Annotated in this window: 19 protein-coding genes and 1 pseudogene; 13 read left to right on the forward strand and 7 right to left on the reverse strand. The window is 63.3% G+C overall.

Translation table 11 applies throughout. The features are described from left to right. From acnA to B7X30_RS02045, 6 genes are all read right to left on the reverse strand, one after another. A partial coding sequence (gene acnA / locus B7X30_RS02020; RefSeq protein ID WP_286728784.1) for an aconitate hydratase AcnA occupies positions 1 to 2,693 on the reverse strand: 2,693 nt, incomplete at its 3' end. A 14-nt stretch (positions 2,694 to 2,707) separates the two neighbouring features. Further along, a complete protein-coding gene (locus B7X30_RS02025; protein WP_286728785.1) occupies positions 2,708 to 4,159 on the reverse strand; it encodes a bifunctional 2-methylcitrate dehydratase/aconitate hydratase in 1,452 nt (483 codons plus the stop codon). 24 nt (positions 4,160 to 4,183) lie between these two features. Further along, positions 4,184 to 4,702 carry a hypothetical protein gene (locus B7X30_RS02030; protein WP_286728786.1) on the reverse strand — a complete coding sequence of 173 codons (519 nt, stop codon included), beginning with the start codon at positions 4,700 to 4,702 and terminating at the stop codon, positions 4,184 to 4,186. A 100-nt stretch (positions 4,703 to 4,802) separates the two neighbouring features. Continuing rightward, positions 4,803 to 5,966 carry a bifunctional 2-methylcitrate synthase/citrate synthase gene (gene prpC / locus B7X30_RS02035; protein ID WP_286728787.1) on the reverse strand — a complete coding sequence of 388 codons (1,164 nt, stop codon included), beginning with the start codon at positions 5,964 to 5,966 and terminating at the stop codon, positions 4,803 to 4,805. A gap of 59 nt (positions 5,967 to 6,025) precedes the next feature. Then, positions 6,026 to 6,916: a methylisocitrate lyase gene (gene prpB / locus B7X30_RS02040; protein ID WP_286728789.1), complete on the reverse strand. Its 891-nt coding sequence runs from the start codon at positions 6,914 to 6,916 to the stop codon at positions 6,026 to 6,028. A gap of 6 nt (positions 6,917 to 6,922) precedes the next feature. Next, positions 6,923 to 7,909, reverse strand: a complete 987-nt coding sequence (locus B7X30_RS02045) for a malate dehydrogenase (protein WP_286728790.1) — start codon at positions 7,907 to 7,909, stop codon at positions 6,923 to 6,925. Positions 7,910 to 8,141: 232 nt separating this feature from the next. Between B7X30_RS02045 and B7X30_RS02050 the strand changes: the two genes are divergently transcribed. The 7 genes from B7X30_RS02050 to gltA all read left to right on the forward strand — a co-directional run bounded on the left by B7X30_RS02050 (position 8,142) and on the right by gltA (position 14,114). Beyond that, positions 8,142 to 8,969, forward strand: a complete 828-nt coding sequence (locus B7X30_RS02050; protein ID WP_286728792.1) for a GntR family transcriptional regulator — start codon at positions 8,142 to 8,144, stop codon at positions 8,967 to 8,969. Between the two features lie 167 nt (positions 8,970 to 9,136). Continuing rightward, positions 9,137 to 9,550 (forward strand): succinate dehydrogenase, cytochrome b556 subunit, encoded by a 414-nt coding sequence (gene sdhC, locus B7X30_RS02055; RefSeq protein ID WP_013106613.1) that lies wholly within the window; start codon positions 9,137 to 9,139, stop codon positions 9,548 to 9,550. Position 9,551: 1 nt separating this feature from the next. Continuing rightward, positions 9,552 to 9,917 carry a succinate dehydrogenase, hydrophobic membrane anchor protein gene (gene sdhD / locus B7X30_RS02060; protein ID WP_276708063.1) on the forward strand — a complete coding sequence of 122 codons (366 nt, stop codon included), beginning with the start codon at positions 9,552 to 9,554 and terminating at the stop codon, positions 9,915 to 9,917. Next, entirely contained in the window at positions 9,918 to 11,681 is a 1,764-nt protein-coding gene (gene sdhA, locus B7X30_RS02065) for a succinate dehydrogenase flavoprotein subunit (RefSeq protein WP_276726936.1), read from the forward strand. A gap of 40 nt (positions 11,682 to 11,721) precedes the next feature. Continuing rightward, on the forward strand, positions 11,722 to 12,438 hold the full coding sequence (locus B7X30_RS02070) for a succinate dehydrogenase iron-sulfur subunit (RefSeq protein ID WP_013106610.1): 717 nt from the start codon (positions 11,722 to 11,724) through the stop codon (positions 12,436 to 12,438). Positions 12,439 to 12,445: 7 nt separating this feature from the next. Further along, positions 12,446 to 12,718: an FAD assembly factor SdhE gene (locus tag B7X30_RS02075; RefSeq protein ID WP_013106609.1), complete on the forward strand. Its 273-nt coding sequence runs from the start codon at positions 12,446 to 12,448 to the stop codon at positions 12,716 to 12,718. 82 nt (positions 12,719 to 12,800) lie between these two features. After that, positions 12,801 to 14,114 carry a citrate synthase gene (gene gltA / locus B7X30_RS02080; RefSeq protein ID WP_286728794.1) on the forward strand — a complete coding sequence of 438 codons (1,314 nt, stop codon included), beginning with the start codon at positions 12,801 to 12,803 and terminating at the stop codon, positions 14,112 to 14,114. Between the two features lie 69 nt (positions 14,115 to 14,183). On the opposite strand, the gene B7X30_RS02085 is transcribed toward gltA, so the two are convergent. Next, a complete protein-coding gene (locus B7X30_RS02085) occupies positions 14,184 to 15,029 on the reverse strand; it encodes a helix-turn-helix transcriptional regulator (RefSeq protein ID WP_286728795.1) in 846 nt (281 codons plus the stop codon). A 151-nt stretch (positions 15,030 to 15,180) separates the two neighbouring features. Here B7X30_RS02085 and B7X30_RS02090 point away from each other — a divergent pair, with 151 nt between their 5' ends. From B7X30_RS02090 to asd, 6 genes and pseudogenes are all read left to right on the forward strand, one after another. Next, entirely contained in the window at positions 15,181 to 15,945 is a 765-nt protein-coding gene (locus tag B7X30_RS02090) for a class I SAM-dependent methyltransferase (RefSeq protein WP_286728796.1), read from the forward strand. Between the two features lie 71 nt (positions 15,946 to 16,016). Then, a pseudogene (gene leuC / locus B7X30_RS02095) lies at positions 16,017 to 17,330 on the forward strand (3-isopropylmalate dehydratase large subunit); the annotation flags it as partial. Positions 17,331 to 17,347: 17 nt separating this feature from the next. After that, positions 17,348 to 17,485, forward strand: a complete 138-nt coding sequence (locus B7X30_RS02100; protein ID WP_013106604.1) for an entericidin A/B family lipoprotein — start codon at positions 17,348 to 17,350, stop codon at positions 17,483 to 17,485. Positions 17,486 to 17,518: 33 nt separating this feature from the next. After that, a complete protein-coding gene (gene leuD, locus B7X30_RS02105) occupies positions 17,519 to 18,166 on the forward strand; it encodes a 3-isopropylmalate dehydratase small subunit (protein ID WP_013123866.1) in 648 nt (215 codons plus the stop codon). Positions 18,167 to 18,181: 15 nt separating this feature from the next. After that, positions 18,182 to 19,261, forward strand: a complete 1,080-nt coding sequence (gene leuB, locus B7X30_RS02110; protein WP_286728797.1) for a 3-isopropylmalate dehydrogenase — start codon at positions 18,182 to 18,184, stop codon at positions 19,259 to 19,261. Positions 19,262 to 19,299: 38 nt separating this feature from the next. Beyond that, positions 19,300 to 20,436: an aspartate-semialdehyde dehydrogenase gene (gene asd, locus B7X30_RS02115; protein ID WP_286728798.1), complete on the forward strand. Its 1,137-nt coding sequence runs from the start codon at positions 19,300 to 19,302 to the stop codon at positions 20,434 to 20,436. Positions 20,437 to 20,509: the final 73 nt, after the last annotated feature.

The following is a 20,509-nucleotide window of genomic DNA, read 5'->3' on the forward strand; positions in this document are numbered from 1 at the left end:
CCGTTGCGGTAGTAATCGACCTCGATCGGCGTGTCGATGCGCAGCTTGAGCTTGACCTGCTGCTTGCTGCCGTCCGCCCGGGTGATGGTCAGCAGCGCGTCCTGTTGCGGCCGCAGGGTATCGCCCAGATCGATGGCGAAGGTCTCGTCGCCCTTGATGCCCAATGACTCCCACGAATCATTGCCGAGGAACTGCAGCGGCAACACGCCCATGCCCACCAGATTGGAGCGGTGGATGCGCTCGAAACTGCGCGCCACCACAGCCTTCACGCCCAGAAGCTGCGTGCCCTTGGCCGCCCAGTCGCGGCTGGAACCCGTGCCGTATTCCTCGCCAGCGAAGATGACCGTGGGCGTGCCTTCGGCGATGTACTGCATCGCGGCATCAAAGATGAACATCTTCTTGCCAGACGGCTGGAACAGGGTCACGCCGCCTTCTTCACGCGAGCCGTCGGCCCCGGCCGGAATCATCAGGTTCTTGATGCGCACATTGGCGAAGGTGCCGCGCATCATCACCTCGTGGTTGCCGCGGCGCGAGCCGTAGGAGTTGAAGTCGGCCTTGAGCACCCCGTTGGCCTGCAGCCATTGCCCGGCGGGCGAGGTTTCCTTGATCGGGCCTGCGGGCGAAATGTGATCGGTCGTCACCGAGTCGCCGAACAGCGCCAGCGCGCGTGCGCCCTGCACCTGCAGCGATGTGGCCGCAGGCTGCATGCCGAACCCGGCGAAGAACGGCGGCTCGGCGATGTAGGTGCTCTTGGGCCAGTCGTACACCTGCCCCTTGACGCCTTCGATCTTCTTCCACAGCTTGCCCGGCTGCGTGGCGACCTGCGCGTAGTTCTCGCGGAACACCTTGGGGTTCATGGCGAACTTCATCAGCTTGTCGATTTCTTCGCTGCTCGGCCAGATGTCGCCCAGATAGACCGGCTTGCCGCCCTTGCCATAGCCCACGGGTTCGGTCATCAGGTCGCGGCGCACCGTGCCGGCAATGGCATAGGCCACCACCAGCGGCGGGCTGGCGAGGAAGTTGCCCTTGATATTGGGATGGATGCGCGCTTCGAAGTTGCGGTTGCCCGACAGCACGGCGGTACACACCAGATTATTGGCGGTGATGGTGGACTCGATGTCGGGCGCCAGCGGCCCGGCATTGCCGATGCAGGTGGTGCAGCCGTAGCCCGCAAGGTAGAAGCCCAGCTTTTCGAGGTAGGGCAGCAGGCCGGCTTTTTCCAGATATTCCGTCACCACGCGCGAGCCAGGGGCCAGTGAGGTTTTGACGTGTTTTTTCACCTTCAACCCGGCTTCGACGGCCTTTTTGGCGAGTAGCCCGGCGGCCAGCAGCACGCTGGGGTTGGAGGTGTTGGTGCAGGAGGTAATGGCGGCGATGAGCACGTCGCCATCGGCGATGTCGATGCCTTCACTGGTTTTGAAGGTGCGGCTCAGGCGGTCTGCAGGCTGGTTGAAGCCGTTGTCGGCCACCGGTGCCGAAAACAGTTTGTCGAACTGGTGGCTGACTTCGCTCAGCGCAATGCGGTCTTGCGGCCGTTTGGGGCCGGCCAGCGAGGGCTCGACCGTACCGAGATCGAGGGTGAGGGTCTGCGAGTAATCGATCTGCCCGGCCTTGGGCACGCCGAACAGCTTCTGCGCCTTGAAATAGGCCTCGAACAGCTCGATTTCGCTTTTGGTTCGGCCGGTGCCCTTGAAGTAGTCGAGGGTCTTATCGTCCACCGGGAAAAAGCCCATGGTCGCACCGTATTCCGGCGCCATATTGCCGATGGTGGCGCGGTCGGTGACCGACAGGCTGGCCGTGCCTTCGCCGAAGAACTCGACGAACTTGCCGACCACCTTGGCCTTGCGCAGCATTTCGGTGAGGGTGAGCACCAGATCCGTGGCGGTGACGCCGCCGCGCAGCTGGCCCTTGAGTTCCACGCCCACCACGTCGGGGGTGAGGAAGTAAACCGGCTGACCGAGCATGGCGGCTTCGGCCTCGATGCCGCCCACGCCCCAGGCCACCACGCCGATACCGTTGATCATGGTGGTGTGGCTGTCGGTGCCCACCAGGGTGTCGGGATAGGCGACGCCGTCCTTGGTTTGATGCACACCGCGGGCGAGGTATTCGAGGTTGACCTGGTGCACGATGCCGAAGCCCGGAGGCACGACGCCAAAGGTGTCGAAGGCCTGCATGCCCCACTTCATGAACTGGTAGCGCTCGCGGTTGCGCTGGAACTCGATCTGCATGTTCAGGTCGAGCGCCTTTTTGGTGCCGTAGTTGTCCACCATGACCGAGTGATCGACCACCAGATCGACTGGCACCAGCGGTTCGATGGACTTGGGGTTTTTGTGTTGTTGCGCGGCGGCGTTGCGCATCGCGGCCAGATCGACCAGCAGCGGCACGCCGGTGAAGTCTTGCAGCACCACGCGGGCGACGACGAAAGGAATTTCATCGGTGCGAGCTGCATTGGGCTTCCACCCGGCGATCTGCTTGACATGCTCGGCGCTGACTTTTTTGCCGTCGCAGTTGCGCAGCACCGACTCCAGCACGATGCGGATGGACACCGGCAGGCGCGACAGATCCGTGCCCAGTTCTTTGGCGAGTTGCGGCAGGGAATAGAACGATGCGGACTTGCCCGAAGCGGTCTTGAAGGTCTTGCGCGTTTTGGCGTAGGCGTGGGCGGGCGCGGCGCTGGCGAGTTTGGTGGGCATGGAGGTCTCCGAGGTCAGATGACGTACAGATCAACGTAGTCGTGCACAGGCATGGATTCGAGCAAGTTCTGATCCAGCGACACGTCGAGAATGGTTTTTTGTTGTTTGCCCGGAAAGCGCCGTGCCAGGTTGGTGCGGAACTTGGCTTCGAGCAGAGGGATGCCGTCGGCGCGTCGGCGCTTGTGGCCGATGGGATATTCCACGGCCACCTCGGGCAGCACCGAGCCGTCTTTGAGGGTCACGGTCAGGGCATTGGCGATGGAGCGCTTTTCCGGGTCGTGGTAGTCGCGGGTGTATTGCGGGTCTTCGACGCAGACGATTTTTTCGCGCAGGGCATCGATGCGCGGGTCGGCGGCGACCGTGTCTTCGTAATCGCCCGCAGTGAGGCGGCCGAACAGCAGCGGCACCGCCACCATGTATTGAATGCAATGGTCGCGGTCGGCCGGGTTGTTCAGCGGGCCCTTCTTGTCGATGATGCGGATACAGGCCTCATGCGTGCGGATGACGATGCTGGCGATGTCCTCGGTGCTCTTGCCCGCAGCGCGAAGTTGCTGGTGCAGCGTCATGGCCGCCTCCACCGCGGTCTGGCTGTGGAACTCGGCCGGGAAGCTGATCTTGAACAGCACGTTTTCCATCACATAGCTGCCATAGGGGCGCTGGAACTTGAACGGCTGGCCGCCGAAGCTCACGTCGTAAAAGCCCCAGGTCTTGGCGGTGAGCACGCTGGGGTAGCCCATTTCGCCGGTCTTGGCGATGAGCGCCAGACGCACGCCGCGGCTGGTGGCGTCGCCGGCGGCCCAGCTCTTGCGGCTGCCGGTGTTGGGCGCGTGGCGGTAGGTGCGCAGGCTCTGCCCGTCCACCCAGGCCAGCGACACGGCGTTGATGATTTCGTCACGCGACAGACCCAGCATGCGCGCAACCACGGCGGTGGTGGCCACTTTGACCAGCACCACATGATCGAGGCCGACCTTGTTGAAGCTGTTTTCCAGCGCGATCACGCCCTGGATTTCATGCGCCTGGATCATGGCGGTGAGCACGTCGCGCATGGTCAGCGGCGGCTTGCCCGCGGCTACGGCGTTGCGGCTGAGCCAGTCGGCCACAGCCAGGATGCCGCCCAGATTGTCGGACGGGTGGCCCCATTCGGCCGCCAGCCAGGTGTCGTTGAAGTCCAGCCAGCGGATCATCGCGCCGATATTGAACGCGGCCTGCACCGGGTCGAGCTGGAACTGGGTGCCGGGCACCTTGGCGCCATGCGGCACCACGGTACCGGGCACGATGGGGCCGAGCAGCTTGGTGCAGGCCGGGTATTCCAGCGCTTCCAGTCCGCAGCCCAGGGTGTCGATCAGACAGTTTCGCGCCGTGGAATAAGCCAGTGCGCTTTGCAGATCGGTTTTGAGGACGTAGTCGGCTATGTCAGCCAGAACTTGGTCGGGGGCGGGGCGGACGTTGGAAATCGCTGAGGACATGGATCGTGGGTAAGGGAGAGCCCGTCAGGGCGAGGGAACGCAGTCGTCGGCCAGTCGCGTCATGTTCTTTTTGTCGAACAGCATGCTCTTGGTCGGGATCTGAATGAGGACGAAGCCAGCCTTGGCATCGTCGAAGTGGTAAGCGCCAGTGGAGGTGGGCTTGCGCTTGAGGATGTAGCTTTTCCGATTCCAGGTCAGCAGCACGGCCTGGTCGTTGGCGCCTTCGATCTTGACGTCCATCGGCAGGCGGCGGCTGCCACACACCATGCGACCGGCCTTGAGTGCGAACACCGGGTTTACATCGGGAAAGCCGTTTTCCGTGCCGGGTACGCGGGCGCCGGGGGCATTGCTGGTCAGCAGGGCCGGGGTGGCGGTGTCGGCGCTTGCCACCACCGTCGGCTCGGCCTTGGTGGCGCCGTGAGTCGCTGCGGTTGCGGCATCTGCCGTTTTTTCCTTGCTGGCCTGCGTTTGCGCATGAGCAGGCAGCGCAAGCGCGCAGGACAGACCGACCACTCCGGACAGGAAAAAGAACTGACGTTTCATCTTGAACACTCCACGAACTGGAACACGGGAAAAAACCGCTCCAGGACGAGGCGAGCGACAAGCCGGGCGCGTGGGCATGGCGAGAAGTGCGCGGGACGAGTCAAGGACGCTGTGCGAGCGGCACGAACTGCAAATTTTCCGGGCCAGTGTAATTCGCGCTGGGTCGAATGATCTTGTTGTCCTGTCGCTGTTCCACCACATGCGCACTCCAGCCGCTGGTGCGCGAAATCACGAACAGCGGGGTGAACATGGCGGTGGGCACGCCCATGAGGCTGTAGCTCACGGCGCTGAACCAGTCGAGATTGGGGAACATTTTTTTCACGTCCCACATCACCGCCTCCAGACGCTCGGCCACGTTGAACAGGTGCATGTTTTTCTGATCGGCTGAAAGCCGGCGGGCGACTTCCTTGATGACCTTGTTGCGCGGGTCGGCGATGGTGTAGACCGGATGGCCGAAGCCGATGACCACTTCCTTGTTGGCGACCCTGCTGCGGATGTCGGCCTCGGCTTCATCGGGGCTGGCGTAGCGCCGCTGAATGTCGAGCGCCGCTTCGTTGGCACCGCCATGCTTGGGGCCGCGCAGGGCGCCGATGGCCCCGGCGATGGCGCTGAACAGGTCGCTGCCGGTTCCGGCGATGACGCGGGCGGTGAAGGTGGAGGCGTTGAACTCATGCTCGGCGTAGAGGATGAGCGAGGTGTGCATCGCCCGTTCCCACAAGGCGCTGGGCTTGTGGCCGTGCAGCAGATGCAGGAAGTGGCCGCCGATGGAATCGTCATCGGTCTCGACTTCGATGCGACGGCCGTTGGCAGCGTAATGCCACCAATACAGCAGCATCGAACCCTGGCAGGCCATGAGCTTGTCGGCAATGTCGCGGGCGCCGGCGACGTTGTGATCGTCTTTCTCGGGCATGAGGCAGCCCAGCACGGAGACGCCAGTGCGCAGCACGTCCATCGGGTGGGCCGAAGGCGGCAGTTGCTCCAGCGCGGCTTTCACCGCGGCGGGCAGGCCGCGCAGATGGCGCAGCTTGGTCTTGTAGGCCGCGAGTTCGGCGGTGTTGGGCAGTTTGCCGTGTACCAGCAGGTGGGAGATCTCTTCGAATTCGCAAGCCTCGGCCAGATCGAGAATGTCGTAGCCGCGGTAGTGCAGATCGTTGCCGGTGCGTCCGACGGTGCACAGGGCCGTGTTGCCTGCGGTCACCCCGGAAAGCGCCACCGATTTTTTCGGCTTGAAGGTCATGCCAGCGGGGGCTGCGTCATCGCTCATGGGTTTGTCTCCTCGGTATTCAATTCAGTTTGCAGTTTGCGAATCGGATCACGAAAGCTTCAGGATTGGGGCTTGCCGGAAAAAATGGCGTCGAGCCGCTGCTCGTAGGCGTGATAGCCGATGCTCTCGTACAACTCGGCGCGGGTCTGCATCAGTGGCACCACGGCCTTTTGCGTGCCTTCGCGTCGCAGGGTTTCATACACGGTCTGCGCGGCCTTGTTCATGGCGCGAAACGCTGAGAGCGGGTATAGCGCCATGGCCACACCGGCGCTGCGCAACTCTTCCACGGTGAACAGCGGCGTGGCGCCGAATTCGGTGATATTCGCCAACAGCGGCACGCCGACGGCAGCGCCGAACTTGCGGTAGGTGTCGAGATCGAGAGCGGCTTCGGCGAAGATGGCGTCGGCCCCGGCTTCTGCGCAGGCGCGGGCACGGGCTATGGCCGCGTCGAGTCCCTCGACGGCGATGGCGTCGGTGCGGGCGATGAGGTAGAAGTCGGGATCGGTACGGGCGTCCACCGCAGCCTTGATGCGATCGACCATTTCGCCGCTGCTGACGATTTCTTTGCCGGGCCGGTGGCCGCAACGCTTGGCGCCCACCTGGTCTTCGATATGCAGCGCAGCGGCACCGAATTTGATGAGGCTTTTGACGGTACGCGCAATGTTGAAGGCGCTGGGACCGAAGCCGGTGTCCACGTCAACCAGCAAGGGCAGGTCGCAGACATCGGTGATGCGGCGCACGTCGGTGAGCACGTCGTCCAGCGTGTTGATGCCCAGATCGGGCATGCCCAGCGAGCCGGCCGCCACGCCGCCGCCCGAGAGGTAGATGGCCTTGAAGCCCGCCCGCTGGGCCAGCAAGGCGTGGTTGGCGTTGATCGCGCCCACGATCTGCAGCGGGCTTTCCTGTTGTAGTGCGAGGCGGAAGCGCTCGCCTGCAGTGTGGGTCGTCATGGCCGTTCAGAGCAGATGCTGCACGCCGGCCTTCTCTTCTTCGAGTTCGGCCAGGGTTTTGTTGATGCGCTCCTGCGAGAACGCGTCGATGGGCAGATCGCGCACCAGTTGGTATTCGCCGCCCGCGCAGGTGACCGGGAAGCCGAACATCGTCTGCTCGGGAATGCCGTAAGACCCGTCCGACGGAATGCCCATGCTGACCCACTTGCCGTTGGTACCCAGCGCCCAGTCGTGCATGTGGTCGATGGCGGCGTTGGCGGCGGACGCGGCGGAACTCAGGCCGCGTGCTTCGATGATGGCCGCGCCGCGCTTGCCGACGGTGGGCAGGAACACGTCGCGGTTCCAGGCGTCGTCATGGATCATGTCTTTCACCGACTGGCCGCCGACGGTGGCGAAGCGGTAATCGGCGTACATGGTCGGGGAGTGATTGCCCCAGACGCAGACTTTTTCCAGATCAGCCACTGCCTTGCCGGTTTTGGCGGCGAGTTGGCTCAGTGCTCGGTTGTGATCCAGGCGCAGCATGGCGGTGAAATTTTTTGCCGGCAGATCAGGCGCGGATTTCATCGCGATATAGGCATTGGTGTTGGCCGGATTGCCCACCACCAGCGTCTTGACCGTGCGCTTGGCCACGGCGTTGAGCGCCTTGCCCTGCGCCGTGAAGATCTGCGCATTGGCCGACAGCAGGTCGCGCCGCTCCATGCCGGGGCCGCGCGGGCGGGCGCCCACCAGCAGGGCATAGTCCACATCCTTGAAGGCGGTCATGGGGTCGCCGTGCGCGCTCATGCCAGCCAGCAGCGGAAAGGCGCAATCTTCAAGTTCCATCATCACCCCGCCCAGCGCCTTCTGGGCCTTTTCGTCGGGAATTTCCAGGAGTTGCAGAATCACCGGCTGGTCGGTGCCCAGCATTTGGCCAGAGGCGATGCGAAACAGCAGGGCATAGCCGATTTGGCCAGCGGCTCCGCTGACAGTCACGCGTACGGGGGCTTTGGACATGGGGAAACTCCTGGTCGGTAGGGGTTGATGGAGCAGGCGCCCTGCGTGAATAGAACAACTCAGCAGAACAACACAGCGGGACAGCTCAGGGTAGTGATTCTTTGCGGCTCTTTGTGCGCCGCAGTATGCGAAAGAAGTGTAGGCCGAGGTCGTTCGGGCGTCAATCACTCTTCTATCTTATATAAGATGTTTTTTATCAAAAGCTGGACAAGGCGGGGCGGCCTATGCTGCAATGCACGACATGATGGCTTCCCGCCCCGCCCCCGCTCCAGCGCCCGAGTTGCAGGCCGCCCATGTGTCCGAATCGGCATCCAAATTGGCGTCCAACCCGAGTTTCAGCCCGTTGTATCGGCAGATCAAGGGTCTGATTACGCGCAGCCTGCAACAGGGGGACTGGAAGCCGGGAGAACTCATCCCCAGCGAAGCCGATCTGGCGCGGCGCTTCGGCGTCAGCCAGGGCACCGTGCGCAAGGCGGTGGATGAACTCGCGGCCGAAGGTCTGCTGCTGCGACGTCAAGGTCGCGGCACGTTTGTTTCCACGCACCATGAAGAGCGGGTGAAATTCCGCTTCCTGCGCATCGTGCCCGATGCAGCAGCCGATGGCGCGCGCCCTGTGCCGCAGCCCATGGAGCGGCAATTTTTGGAATGCAAGCGCTCTCGCGCCTCTCAAGAGGTGGCGCGCACCCTGGGCATCAAGGTCGGCGAGAGCGTGACGCAGATTCGCCGCTTGCTGCTGCTGGCGGGCGAGCCTGTGGTGTACGAAGATATTTACCTGCCCGGCCCGGCGTTTCGCGGACTGACCGCGGAGCGGCTGGAAAGTTACCGCGGCCCGCTTTACGCTTTGTTCGAGTCCGAGTTTTCCACCCGCATGGTGCGGGCGGAAGAAAAGCTGCGTGCGGTGAATGCCAGCGCGCAGGAGGCGCAGCTTCTGCGGGTGCGCGAGGCCGAAGCCCTGCTACTCGTCGAACGGCTGTCATTCAGTTATGGTGAACTGCCTGCGGAATACCGCCGCGGGCTGTACAACACGAGGCATCATCACTATCGCAATGAGTTGAATTAGTGACCCCGAAAGCATCGCAGTTGCCAGCCCAGCCGTCCGGCTGTTTTGCTGCGATGCAATAGACTTCAAAACAAAAAGCAGCTTTCGTTCATGCATCTACCTCTTGCCGGGTTGATGTGCCGATCCGGAAACCTGCGATAACAACCGATCACAACGAGGACAGTGTCATGACAAAACCTGCTTCGCCACCGGCCCGGCCGGTTTACCGCAACATCCACATCAGCCAGATCGTGGGCTACCGCCTGCCGCTGGCGGGCCTGGTGTCCATCTTGCACCGTATCAGCGGCGCGGTGATGTTCCTGGCGCTGCCACTGGTGCTCTGGGCTTTCGACGACAGTCTGCGCAGCGCCGACAGTCATGCGGCCATCACGCAATTTCTTTCGCACTGGTTCGTCAAGCTCATTCTGCTCGGATTGTTCTGGGCGCTAATGCATCACCTCGTGGCCGGGGTGCGGCATTTGTGGATGGATGCGTTTCATGCCGTGAGCAAGGCGCAGGGCCTGCAACTGGCCCTCATCACTTTTGCGGTGTCGCTCGGTCTCACCGCGCTGTTCGGCCTCAAGCTGCTGGGGGTGTACTGACATGGCTGCCGACAAGATTGGAAACAAGCGCCTGGTCGTCGGCGCGCACTACGGCCTGCGCGACTGGATGGCGCAGCGCGTCACCGCCGCCGTCATCGCAGTGTTCACCCTGGTGTTGCTGGTGTATTTTCTCGCGCCCGGCCCGCTGAGCTACGAGCGCTGGCACGATTTGTTCGCCCAGCAGTGGATGAAGCTGCTGACCTTCGTGACGGTGCTGGCGCTGATCTACCACGTCTGGGTGGGCATGCGCGACATCTGGATGGATTACGTCAAACCGGTCGGCGTGCGACTGCTGCTGCAGATCGGCACCATTTTGTGGCTATTGGCTTGCGCGGGCTGGGCCCTGCAAGTGTTGTGGAGAGCGTAAATGCAGGTCAGTAACCGAAAATTCGATGTGGTGGTGGTGGGTGCGGGCGGCTCCGGGTTGCGCTGCGCGCTGCAGCTCACGCGTGCCGGGCTGGACGTGGCGGTGCTCTCCAAGGTGTTTCCCACCCGCTCGCACACGGTGGCGGCGCAAGGTGGGGTCTCCGCTGCGCTGGGCAATATGAGTGAAGACGACTGGTACTGGCATATGTTCGATACCGTCAAAGGGTCGGACTATCTGGGTGACCAGGACGCCATCGAGTTCATGTGCCGCGAGGCCAACAGCGCGGTGTACGAACTCGAACATTTCGGCATGCCCTTCGACCGCAACCCCGACGGCACCATTTACCAGCGACCGTTCGGCGGCCATACCGCCAACTTCGGCGAAAAGGCGGTGCAACGCGCCTGCGCCGCGGCGGACCGCACCGGCCATGCCATGCTGCATACGCTCTATCAGCAAAACGTAGAGGCCCGCACCCATTTCTTCGTGGAGTGGATGGCGCTCGATCTGATTCGCGATGCCGAAGGCGACGTGCTCGGCGTGGTCGCGCTGGAGATGGAAACCGGCGACGTGACGGTTTTCGAGGGCAAGGCCACGGTGCTGGCCACTGGCGGGGCAGGGCGCATCTTTGCCGCTTCGACCAACGCTTTCATCAACACGGGTGATGGCCTGGGCATGGCCGCGCGTGCCGGGCTGCCGCTGCAGGACATGGAGTTCTGGCAGTTCCACCCCACCGGCGTGGCGGGTGCGGGCGTGCTGATCACCGAGGGCGTGCGCGGCGAGGGCGGCATTCTGCTCAACGCCAACGGCGAGCGCTTCATGGAGCGTTACGCCCCGACCTACAAAGACCTGGCGCCGCGCGACTTTGTCTCGCGCTCGATGGACCAGGAGATTAAGGAAGGTCGTGGCGCCGGGCCGCGCAAGGATCATGTGCTGCTCAAGCTCGATCACCTGGGCGCCGAAACCATCATGAAGCGGCTGCCCTCCATCCGCGAAATCGCCATCCGCTTCGCCAACGTCGATCCGATCAAGGAGCCCATTCCGGTGGTGCCGACCATTCACTATCAGATGGGCGGCATTCCGGCGAACATCCACAGCCAGGTGGTCATGCCGCAGGGCGACGATCCTGCGGCCGTGGTGGGCGGGCTCTACGCCATCGGCGAATGCTCTTGCGTGAGCGTGCACGGCGCCAACCGCCTGGGCACCAACTCGCTGCTCGACCTGCTGGTATTCGGCCGCTCGGCGGGCAACCATATCGTGAACAGCGGCATTCATCAGCGCAGCCACAAACCCCTGCCCAAAGACGCCGCAGACCGCTCATTGGCGCGCCTGGCCCAGCTCGACGCCTCCAAGAGCGGGGACGGCAGCCATGTGGTGGCCGACGCCATCCGCGCGGCGATGCAGACGCATTGCGGCGTGTTCCGCAACGCAAAGCTCATGGCCGAGGGCGTGCAGGCGATTGCCGATATCGCGGGGCAGGTTGACCGCATCCACCTCAAAGACAAATCCAAGGTATTCAACACCGCGCGCATCGAGGCGCTGGAAGTCGACAACCTGATCGAAGTCGCCAAGGCCACCATGGTCTCGGCCGAAGCCCGCCAGGAAAGCCGAGGCGCGCACTATCACAACGATCACACCGAACGCGATGACCAGGACTGGCTCAAGCACACCCTGTGGTGGCGCGAGGGCAGCCGCCTGAGCTACAAGCCGGTGAAGCTCAAGCCGCTGACCGTCGAGTCCTTCAAGCCCAAGGCACGCACTTTCTGATGGATCAACAGCCTGCGCACGGCAGGCATGAGGAGCGCATATGAACGACACGCGCAAGATGAAGTTTTCGATCTACCGCTACGACCCGGATAAAGACGCCAAGCCCTACATGCAGGACTATGAGGTGACGTTGCAGCACACCGACAAGATGCTGCTCGACGCCATCCAGCGCATCAAGTGGGAACTCGACGATTCGCTGTCCATCCGCCGTTCCTGCCGCGAAGGGGTGTGCGGGTCGGATGCGATGAACATCAACGGCAAAAACGGCCTGGCCTGCATCACCAATCTGCTCACCCTCAAGGAGCCGGTGGTGCTCAAGCCCTTGCCGGGCCTGCCTGTCATCCGCGACCTGATCGTGGACATGACCCAGTTCTTCAACCAGTACCACTCGATCAAGCCCTATCTGGTCAACAACACGCCGCCGCCGGAAAAAGAGCGTCTGCAAAGCCCGGCCGAACGCGAAGAGCTCAACGGTCTTTACGAGTGCATTCTGTGCGCGAGTTGCAGCACCAGTTGCCCGAGTTTCTGGTGGAATCCCGACAAATTCGTCGGCCCCGCAGGGCTTTTGCAGGCCTATCGATTCATCGCCGACAGCCGCGACGAAGCCACCGGCGAGCGCCTCGACAATCTCGAAGACCCTTACCGCCTGTTCCGCTGCCACACCATCATGAACTGCGTGGACGTGTGCCCGAAAGAGCTCAATCCCACGCTGGCCATCAGCAAGATCAAGGAAATGATGGTGCGCCGCGCCGTCTGAGCCTGCCATGCTGCACGCGAACGCCCCTGCCGACGCCGCCGACCTGTCCCGGCTGCGCTGGCGCGCGCGGCGCGGCATGCTGGAGAACGATCTGATTCTGCAGCGCTACTTTGCCCAACGCGAAACGCCGCTCAGCAGCGAAGAGGTGGCGGCGCTGGGCGCCCTGCTCGCACTGGACGACAACACGCTTTTAGATCTTTTCATGCGTAAAACCCCGCTCCCGGAAGAACTGGATACACCGCAGATCCGGGGCTTGCTTGACACTTTGCAGCGCTTGTGAGCCCGCAAGTACGGGCTTGCGTCATTCCGTCCCCGGGGTCTGCCTCCGGGAGCCTCATTACACAGTCCCCGGAGATTTCAAAATGACCCCTTCAAGCGATAAAGCCACGCTCTCGTTCAGCGACGGAGCACCGAGCGTCGACCTGCCGATTTACAAAGGCACCATCGGCCCGGACGTGATCGACATCCGCAAGCTCTACGGCCAGACCGGCAAATTCACTTACGACCCGGGCTTTCTGTCCACCGCCTCGTGCAGCTCGGCCATCACCTATATCGACGGCGACAAGGGCGAGCTGCTCTACCGCGGCTATCCCATCGACCAGATCGCGGTGCAGTGCGATTACATGGAGACTTGCTACCTCATCCTCTACGGGGAGCTGCCCAACGCCGAACAGAAAAAGGCCTTCTCCGATCGCGTGACCCAGCACACCATGGTGCACGAGCAGATGCAGTTCTTTCTGCGCGGATTCCGCCGTGACGCCCATCCGATGGCGGTGCTCACCGGGCTGGTGGGCGCCATGTCGGCGTTCTATCCCGATTCGATCAACGTCAACGATCCCGAGCAGCGCGACATTTCGGCCATCCGCCTCATCGCCAAAATGCCCACGCTGGTGGCCATGGCCTACAAGTACAACCAAGGCCAGCCCTATATGTACCCGCGCAACGACCTGAGTTATGCGGCCAACTTCATGCGCATGATGTGGGCCACGCCCTGCGAGGATTACGTGCCCAACCCGGTGATCGAGCGCGCGCTCGACCGCATTTTCATCCTCCATGCTGACCACGAACAGAACGCGTCCACCTCGACGGTGCGGCTGTGCGCCTCCAGCGGCACCAACCCCTTCGCGGCCATCGCGGCCGGCGTGGCCTGCCTGTGGGGCCCGGCGCATGGCGGCGCCAACGAAGCCTGTCTGAACATGCTCGACGACATCCAGGCCAAGGGCGGCGTGGCGAAGATCGGCGAGTTCATTAGCGAAGTCAAAGACAAGAACTCCTCGGTGCGGCTGATGGGCTTCGGCCACCGCGTTTACAAGAACTACGACCCGCGCGCCAAGCTCATGCGCGAGACCTGCCACGAAGTGCTCGACGCCCTGGGCCTGCACAACGACCCGCTGTTCAAGTTGGCGATGACGCTGGAAAAAATCGCGCTGGAAGACGACTACTTCATCCAGCGCAAGCTCTATCCCAACGTCGATTTCTATTCGGGCATCGTGCAAAAGGCCATCGGCGTGCCGGTGTCGCTGTTTACCGCCAACTTCGCGCTGGCGCGCACCGTGGGCTGGATCGCGCAGCTCAACGAAATGCTCACCGATCCCGAGTACAAGATCGGCCGTCCGCGCCAACTGTTCACCGGGTCGGTGCGCCGCGATGTCAAACCCATCGGGGAGCGCGGCTGATCGGTCTGCATTCATCCATTGCCTGTAAAGACCGCGCTGCGCGCGGTCTTTTTTCGCTCGAAGATTTGTTTATTCCGGTGTCGCGACCGGGAGCAGCATCACCAGTTTGTACTCCGGGTGCAGCGCCGCCCGCAGGGTGAGTTGTTCATACACCAGGCGGCCGTGCCGGGGATGGACAAAGCCCCTTTCGCCGCCTTCGCGCTCCTGCACATCATTGAGTTTCCAGAACGCGTCAAACTCGGGGCTGAGCGCGCTCAGTTCATCGATCAAGGCGCGCAAGGGCGAGGTGTGCAGGCGCCCGCCGCAGTCCGCCCGGAATTCCGCCACAAGCCGCTGCGAACGTAGCGGCCAATTTTCGATCAGCCCGCGCGCCTGCGGGTTGAAAAACAGAAAGCGCAACAGGTTGGGCGGCTCCTCAGTGGCTGGTTCGGTGTGTGGTGTGGCGGGGGAGGTCTGCCAGCCGAGAAACAGATCCTGCGCCTGAGCGTTGCCCGCCACCACGTCCCATCGCTGGTTGAGCACATAGGCGGGATGGACTATGGCATGCACGCTGCGCAGAACGGCATCGACCGCTTCTGTCGGTGTCGCGGGTTCGCTCGGGTCGCGCCGCTGCGCCAGCTCGAACAGATAGGCGCGCTCCGCAGGGGTCAGTTGCAGTGCGTGCGCCACACGCTCCAGCGTCTTGGGCGAGGGCGCGACCGGTCGTCCCTGTTCCAGCCAGGTGATCCAGGTGGCGCTGACGCCGCAGAGCGAGGCAAGCTCTTCGCGGCGCAGTCCGGGCGCTCGTCGCCGTCCCGTCGCAGGCAAGCCCGCTGCGGCAGGCGACAGACGGTTGCGGTGCAGACGGATGAACTCGCCCAGAAGGCGACTGCCCTGGTGCGGATCGGAGGGCATGGAGGATGACGGCAGCGACATGGTCTTTCAAGAAGATGAAGGCGAAGGTGAGGACGACGGTAGGTTCCCAGGCTGGTAGGTTTTTATACCAGGATGTTTTGTCATCTTGTACCAGGAAAAATGCTGGGCTATCTTTTGCTCCGTCGTCTTTGCATCGTCTTGGAGCGCCCTCTTGAAACAGCCCGCTTTGGCCGCGCATCAGTTCGGCGTTAGCGCCGCCGCCTACCTCACCAGCGCCGTTCATGCGCAGGGGCACGATCTGCAGCGTCTAGCTGCGATGGTGCAGAAAGAGCGCCCCTGCCGGGCGCTCGACCTCGGTTGCGGGGCCGGACACGCCAGCTTCGCCCTGGCGGCCGCGGGCGCGCAGGTTACCGCCTTGGACCTGTCGCCCGCGATGCTCGCCATCGTGGCGCAAGAGGCGGCAACTCGCGGCCTGCACGATCTGCAGACTAGCCAGGGCCCGGCCGACAAACTGCCCTTCGCCGATGCCAGCTTCGATTTGGTGGTCACCCGCTTTTCCGCGCACCACTGGCCTGATGTGCCTGCCGCATTGCGCGAAATGCGTCGGGTCATCAAGCCGCAGGGAACGCTGGTCATCATCGACGTTGTGGCCCTGGAGTCGCCGCTGTGCGACACCCTGCTGCAGACGGTGGAGATCTTGCGCGACGCCTCGCATGTGCGCGATTACCGCGTTTCCGAATGGAGCGCCCTGCTGCAGCGGGCGGGCTTTGCCGCGCCGAGTATGGAGGGCTGGAGTCTGACTATGGAATTCGCCTCGTGGGTGGCGCGCATGCGCACCCCGGAGCTGCGCGTGCAGGCCATTCGCGACGTGTGGGCGCAGGCGCCTCAGGAGGCGCGCGAGGCGATGTGCGTTCAGCCCGATGGATCGTTCGATCTGTCCGTGGCATGGCTGCAAACTCAGCCGAGCACGGCGTGAAGCGCGCCAACTAAAATCAACCTTTCATGACAAGTCTTGCGCGCACCGCGAACAAGACGCAGGAGATGCCGATGGGCCGAACGCTGTACGACAAATTGTGGGATGAGCATGTGGTGCGCACCGAAGAAGATGGCACCGCGCTGCTTTACATCGACCGCCATCTGGTGCATGAAGTCACCAGCCCGCAGGCCTTTGAAGGGCTGCAACTCGCGGGTCGCAAGGTCTGGCGGGTGAGCGCGAATCTGGCAGTGGCCGATCACAACGTGCCCACGACCGACCGCGCCGAAGGCATCGCCGATCCGATATCAAAGCTGCAGGTTGATACGCTCGACGCCAACTGCGCCGCCAATGGCATCACCGAGTTCCGCATGAACGACCGCCGCCAGGGCATCGTGCATGTCATCGGCCCGGAGCAGGGCGCCACCCTGCCCGGCATGACCGTGGTTTGCGGCGATTCGCACACCAGCACCCATGGCGCGTTCGGCGCGCTGGCCTTCGGCATCGGCACCAGTGAAGTCGAGCATGTGCTGGCCACGCAAACCCTGCTCGCACCCAAGATGAAGAACATGCTGGTGCGCGTGGATGGGCCGCTGCCCGTGGGCTGCCGCGCCAAAGACATCGCGCTGGCCGTCATCGGCAAGATCGGCACTGCCGGGGGCACCGGCTACACCATCGAGTTCGGCGGCAGCACCATCGCCGCGCTCAGCATGGAAGGCCGCATGACCTTGTGCAATATGGCCATCGAAGCCGGCGCCCGCGCCGGGCTGGTGGCCGTGGACGACACGACGATCAACTATGTGCGCGGCCGTCCCTTCGCGCCCACCGGCGTGGCCTGGGACATGGCAGTGCAGTATTGGCGCGGCCTGCGTTCCGACGCCGACGCGAAGTTCGACCGCGTGGTCACGCTCGACGCCCGCGAACTCGTGCCGCAAGTCACCTGGGGCACTTCGCCCGAAATGGTGCTGCCGATCGACGCCCGCGTGCCCGATCCCGACAAAGAAAAAGATGCCAACAAGCGCTCGGCGATGGAACGCGCGCTGACCTATATGGGCCTGGAGCCGAACAAGGCGATTGCCGATATCCGCATCGACAAGGTGTTCATCGGCTCCTGCACCAATTCGCGCATCGAAGACCTGCGCGATGCGGCGCAGGTGCTGGCCGGCCGGCATATCGCCGCGAATGTGCGGCAGGCGCTAGTGGTGCCGGGCTCGGGGTTGGTGAAGGCGCAGGCCGAAGCCGAAGGGCTGGACAAGATTTTCAAGGCCGCCGGTTTCGAATGGCGCGAACCCGGCTGCTCCATGTGTCTGGCGATGAACGCCGACCGCCTGGAGCCGGGCGAGCGCTGCGCCTCCACCTCCAATCGCAATTTCGAAGGTCGGCAGGGGTTTTTCAGGAGATTGAAATGAAACCTCTGCTGTCCATTCTTTTGCTTGCCGCCACGCTGCTTTCCCTGACCGCTTGCAATACCGTGGCTGGCGTGGGCCAGGACCTCAAGGCAGGTGGTCAGGCCATCACCAACGCGGCTGATAAGTCGAAATAACACCCGAACGCCGCGGCAACGCGGAAAGACACCATGGAAAAATTCGTCGTCCACAAGGGACTGGTCGCGCCAATGGATCGCGACAACGTCGATACCGACGCCATCATTCCCAAGCAGTTCCTGAAGTCGATCCGTCGCAGCGGCTTCGGCCCGAATCTGTTTGACGAGTGGCGTTATCTCGATCACGGCGAACCGGGGCAAGACCCTGCCACGCGCAAACCCAACCCCGACTTCGCGCTCAACCAGCCGCGCTATGCGGGGGCGAGCATTCTGCTCACGCGCGACAACTTCGGTTGCGGTTCGTCCCGCGAACATGCGCCCTGGGCATTGCAGCAATACGGCTTTCGCGCCCTGATCGCCAGCAGCTACGCCGACATTTTCTACAACAACTGCTTCAAGAACGGCGTGCTGCCGATTGTGTTGTCGAAAGCGCAGGTGGCCCGGCTGTTCGACGAACTCTATGGTTTCGTCGGCTACACGCTCACCATCGATCTGCCGCGGCAAGTAGTGGTCAAGCCCGATGGCAGCGAGCTGGCTTTCGAGGTGGGTGACTTCCGCAAGCACTGCCTGATCAACGGGCTCGACGACATCGGCCTCACCCTCGGCCATGCGCAAGAGATCCGCGCCTATGAGGCCGAGCGCCTGGCGCGCATGCCCTGGCTCGACAACCGCATCCTGTAACGCAAGCTCCCACTTATGAAAATTGCCGTATTGCCCGGAGACGGAATCGGGCCCGAAATCATTGCCGAAGCCGTCAAGGTGCTCCAGCGCATTGCGCAAGACGGGTTCGACTTCACCTTCGAATTTGCCGATGTGGGCGGCGCGGCCTATGCCGCCAGCGGCCATCCGTTGCCCGAGGCCACCCTGAGCCTGGCCAAGTCGGCCGACGCGGTGCTGTTCGGCGCGGTGGGCGACTGGAAGTACGACACGCTGGAACGGCATCTTCGCCCCGAACAGGCCATTTTGGGTTTGCGCAAAAACCTCGGCCTGTTCGCCAATCTGCGGCCAGCCATTCTGTACGCCGAGCTGGCCGATGCCTCCAGCCTGAAGCCCGAAGTGGTGTCGGGCCTGGACATTCTCATCGTGCGCGAACTGACCGGCGACATTTACTTCGGCCAGCCGCGCGGGCGCCGCACCGCGCCCGACGGCGCCTTCGCCGGCCAGCCCGAAGCCTTCGACACCATGCGCTACAGCCGCCCGGAAATCGAGCGCATTGCGCATGTGGCGTTCAAGGCGGCGCAGGGCCGCAACAAGCGCCTGACCAGCGTGGACAAGGCCAATGTGCTGGAGACCTTCCAGTTCTGGAAAGATATCGTCACCGAAGTCGGCCAGCAGTACTCGGACGTGCAGCTCGACCATATGTATGTGGACAACGCTGCGATGCAGCTCGTCAAGGCGCCGAAAAAATTCGACGTCATCGTCACCGGCAATATGTTCGGCGACATTCTCAGCGACGAGGCGTCGATGCTCACCGGCTCCATCGGCATGCTGCCGTCGGCGTCGCTGAACGAAAAGGGACAGGGCTTGTATGAGCCGAGCCACGGCAGCGCACCCGACATCGCCGGTCAGGGCATCGCCAATCCGCTGGCGACCATTCTCAGTGCGGCCATGATGCTGCGGCATTCGCTCGGACTGCCGGAGCAGGCCGACCGCATCGAGGCCGCCGTGCAGAAGGCGCTCGCGCAGGGCTTGCGCACACCGGACATTCACGCACCGGGTACGCAAAAAGTCAGCACCGCGCAAATGGGCGACGCGGTGGTCACCGCGCTGGGTTGAGCGCAGCATTGGAAAGACAACACATAACGGAACGGATGATGGCAACGACTTTGGTGGGTTTGGTGGGATGGCGCGGCATGGTGGGTTCCGTGCTGATGCAACGCATGCGCGAAGAGGGCGATTTCGACCTGATCGAACCGCTGTTTTTCAGCACCAGCAACGCGGGCGGCAAAGCCCCGGCGGAAGCGAAAAATGAAACCACCCTGCAGGACGCGCATGACCTGGAGCAACTGCGCCGCTGCGACATCATCCTCACCGCGCAAGGCGGCGACTACACCACGGCGGTGTTCGACAAGCTGCGCGCCTCCGGCTGGAAGGGGCATTGGATCGACGCCGCCTCCACCCTGCGCATGCGCGACGACTGCATCATCATTCTCGACCCGGTCAACCGCCCCGTCATCGATGCGGCGATGAGCAAGGGCGGCAACAACTGGATTGGCGGCAACTGCACCGTGAGCTGCATGCTCATGGGCGTGGGCGCGCTTTACAAGGCCGGACTGGTGGAGTGGATGACCAGTATGACCTATCAGGCAGCCTCGGGCGGCGGCGCGCAGCACATGCGCGAATTGCTCACGCAGTTCGGCACGCTCAACGCATCGGTGCGGGCGCTGCTGGACGACCCGGCTTCGGCCATTCTGGCCATCGACCGCGATGTGCTGGCCCGGCAAAAGGCGCTCGACGCCGCGCAGACCCAGCACTTCGGCGTGCCTTTGGCCGGCAGCCTGATTCCCTGGATCGACAAAGACCTGGGCAATGGCGTGTCGCGCGAAGAGTGGAAGGGCGGGGCGGAGACCAACAAGATCCTCGGGCAGGGCGCGGGGTTCGGCTCGCCTGCAGTGCCGGTCGATGGTTTTTGCGTGCGCGTCGGCGCCATGCGCTGCCACAGTCAGGCGCTGACCTTCAAGCTCAAGAAAGACGTTCCGCTCGACGAGATTGAAGACATGATCGCGACCGATAACGACTGGGTTCGGGTCGTCCCCAACGAGCGCGAAGCGACCATGCAGCAACTCACGCCCGTTGCGGTGACCGGCACGATGCAGATCCCGGTGGGGCGGCTACGCAAGCTGGCCATGGGGCCAGACTATCTGGGCGCGTTCACCGTGGGCGACCAATTGTTGTGGGGCGCGGCCGAACCGCTGCGTCGCATGCTGCGCATTCTGCTTGAGCGTCGTTGACTGCCGGGTTTCCACGGCAAGTCAGCCGAAATCGCCGGAATGCCACAGTCGCCGGGCTTGCACCGGCCTGTCT

Origin of the sequence: Thiomonas sp. 13-64-67 (assembly GCF_002282795.1) — a bacterium.
GTDB classification, from domain to species: Bacteria; Pseudomonadota; Gammaproteobacteria; order Burkholderiales; family Burkholderiaceae_C; genus Thiomonas; species Thiomonas arsenitoxydans.

Coding starts and splice junctions, on each gene's coding strand:
- B7X30_RS02025 (WP_286728785.1), bottom strand. CDS start 4,159: ATGTCCTCAGCGATTTCCAACGTCCGCCCCGCCCCCGACCAAGTTCTG.
- B7X30_RS02030 (WP_286728786.1), bottom strand. CDS start 4,702: ATGAAACGTCAGTTCTTTTTCCTGTCCGGAGTGGTCGGTCTGTCCTGC.
- prpC (WP_286728787.1), bottom strand. CDS start 5,966: ATGAGCGATGACGCAGCCCCCGCTGGCATGACCTTCAAGCCGAAAAAA.
- prpB (WP_286728789.1), bottom strand. CDS start 6,916: ATGACGACCCACACTGCAGGCGAGCGCTTCCGCCTCGCACTACAACAG.
- B7X30_RS02045 (WP_286728790.1), bottom strand. CDS start 7,909: ATGTCCAAAGCCCCCGTACGCGTGACTGTCAGCGGAGCCGCTGGCCAA.
- B7X30_RS02050 (WP_286728792.1), top strand. CDS start 8,142: ATGCACGACATGATGGCTTCCCGCCCCGCCCCCGCTCCAGCGCCCGAG.
- sdhC (WP_013106613.1), top strand. CDS start 9,137: ATGACAAAACCTGCTTCGCCACCGGCCCGGCCGGTTTACCGCAACATC.
- sdhD (WP_276708063.1), top strand. CDS start 9,552: ATGGCTGCCGACAAGATTGGAAACAAGCGCCTGGTCGTCGGCGCGCAC.
- sdhA (WP_276726936.1), top strand. CDS start 9,918: ATGCAGGTCAGTAACCGAAAATTCGATGTGGTGGTGGTGGGTGCGGGC.
- B7X30_RS02070 (WP_013106610.1), top strand. CDS start 11,722: ATGAACGACACGCGCAAGATGAAGTTTTCGATCTACCGCTACGACCCG.
- B7X30_RS02075 (WP_013106609.1), top strand. CDS start 12,446: ATGCTGCACGCGAACGCCCCTGCCGACGCCGCCGACCTGTCCCGGCTG.
- gltA (WP_286728794.1), top strand. CDS start 12,801: ATGACCCCTTCAAGCGATAAAGCCACGCTCTCGTTCAGCGACGGAGCA.
- B7X30_RS02085 (WP_286728795.1), bottom strand. CDS start 15,029: ATGTCGCTGCCGTCATCCTCCATGCCCTCCGATCCGCACCAGGGCAGT.
- B7X30_RS02100 (WP_013106604.1), top strand. CDS start 17,348: ATGAAACCTCTGCTGTCCATTCTTTTGCTTGCCGCCACGCTGCTTTCC.
- leuD (WP_013123866.1), top strand. CDS start 17,519: ATGGAAAAATTCGTCGTCCACAAGGGACTGGTCGCGCCAATGGATCGC.
- leuB (WP_286728797.1), top strand. CDS start 18,182: ATGAAAATTGCCGTATTGCCCGGAGACGGAATCGGGCCCGAAATCATT.
- asd (WP_286728798.1), top strand. CDS start 19,300: ATGGCAACGACTTTGGTGGGTTTGGTGGGATGGCGCGGCATGGTGGGT.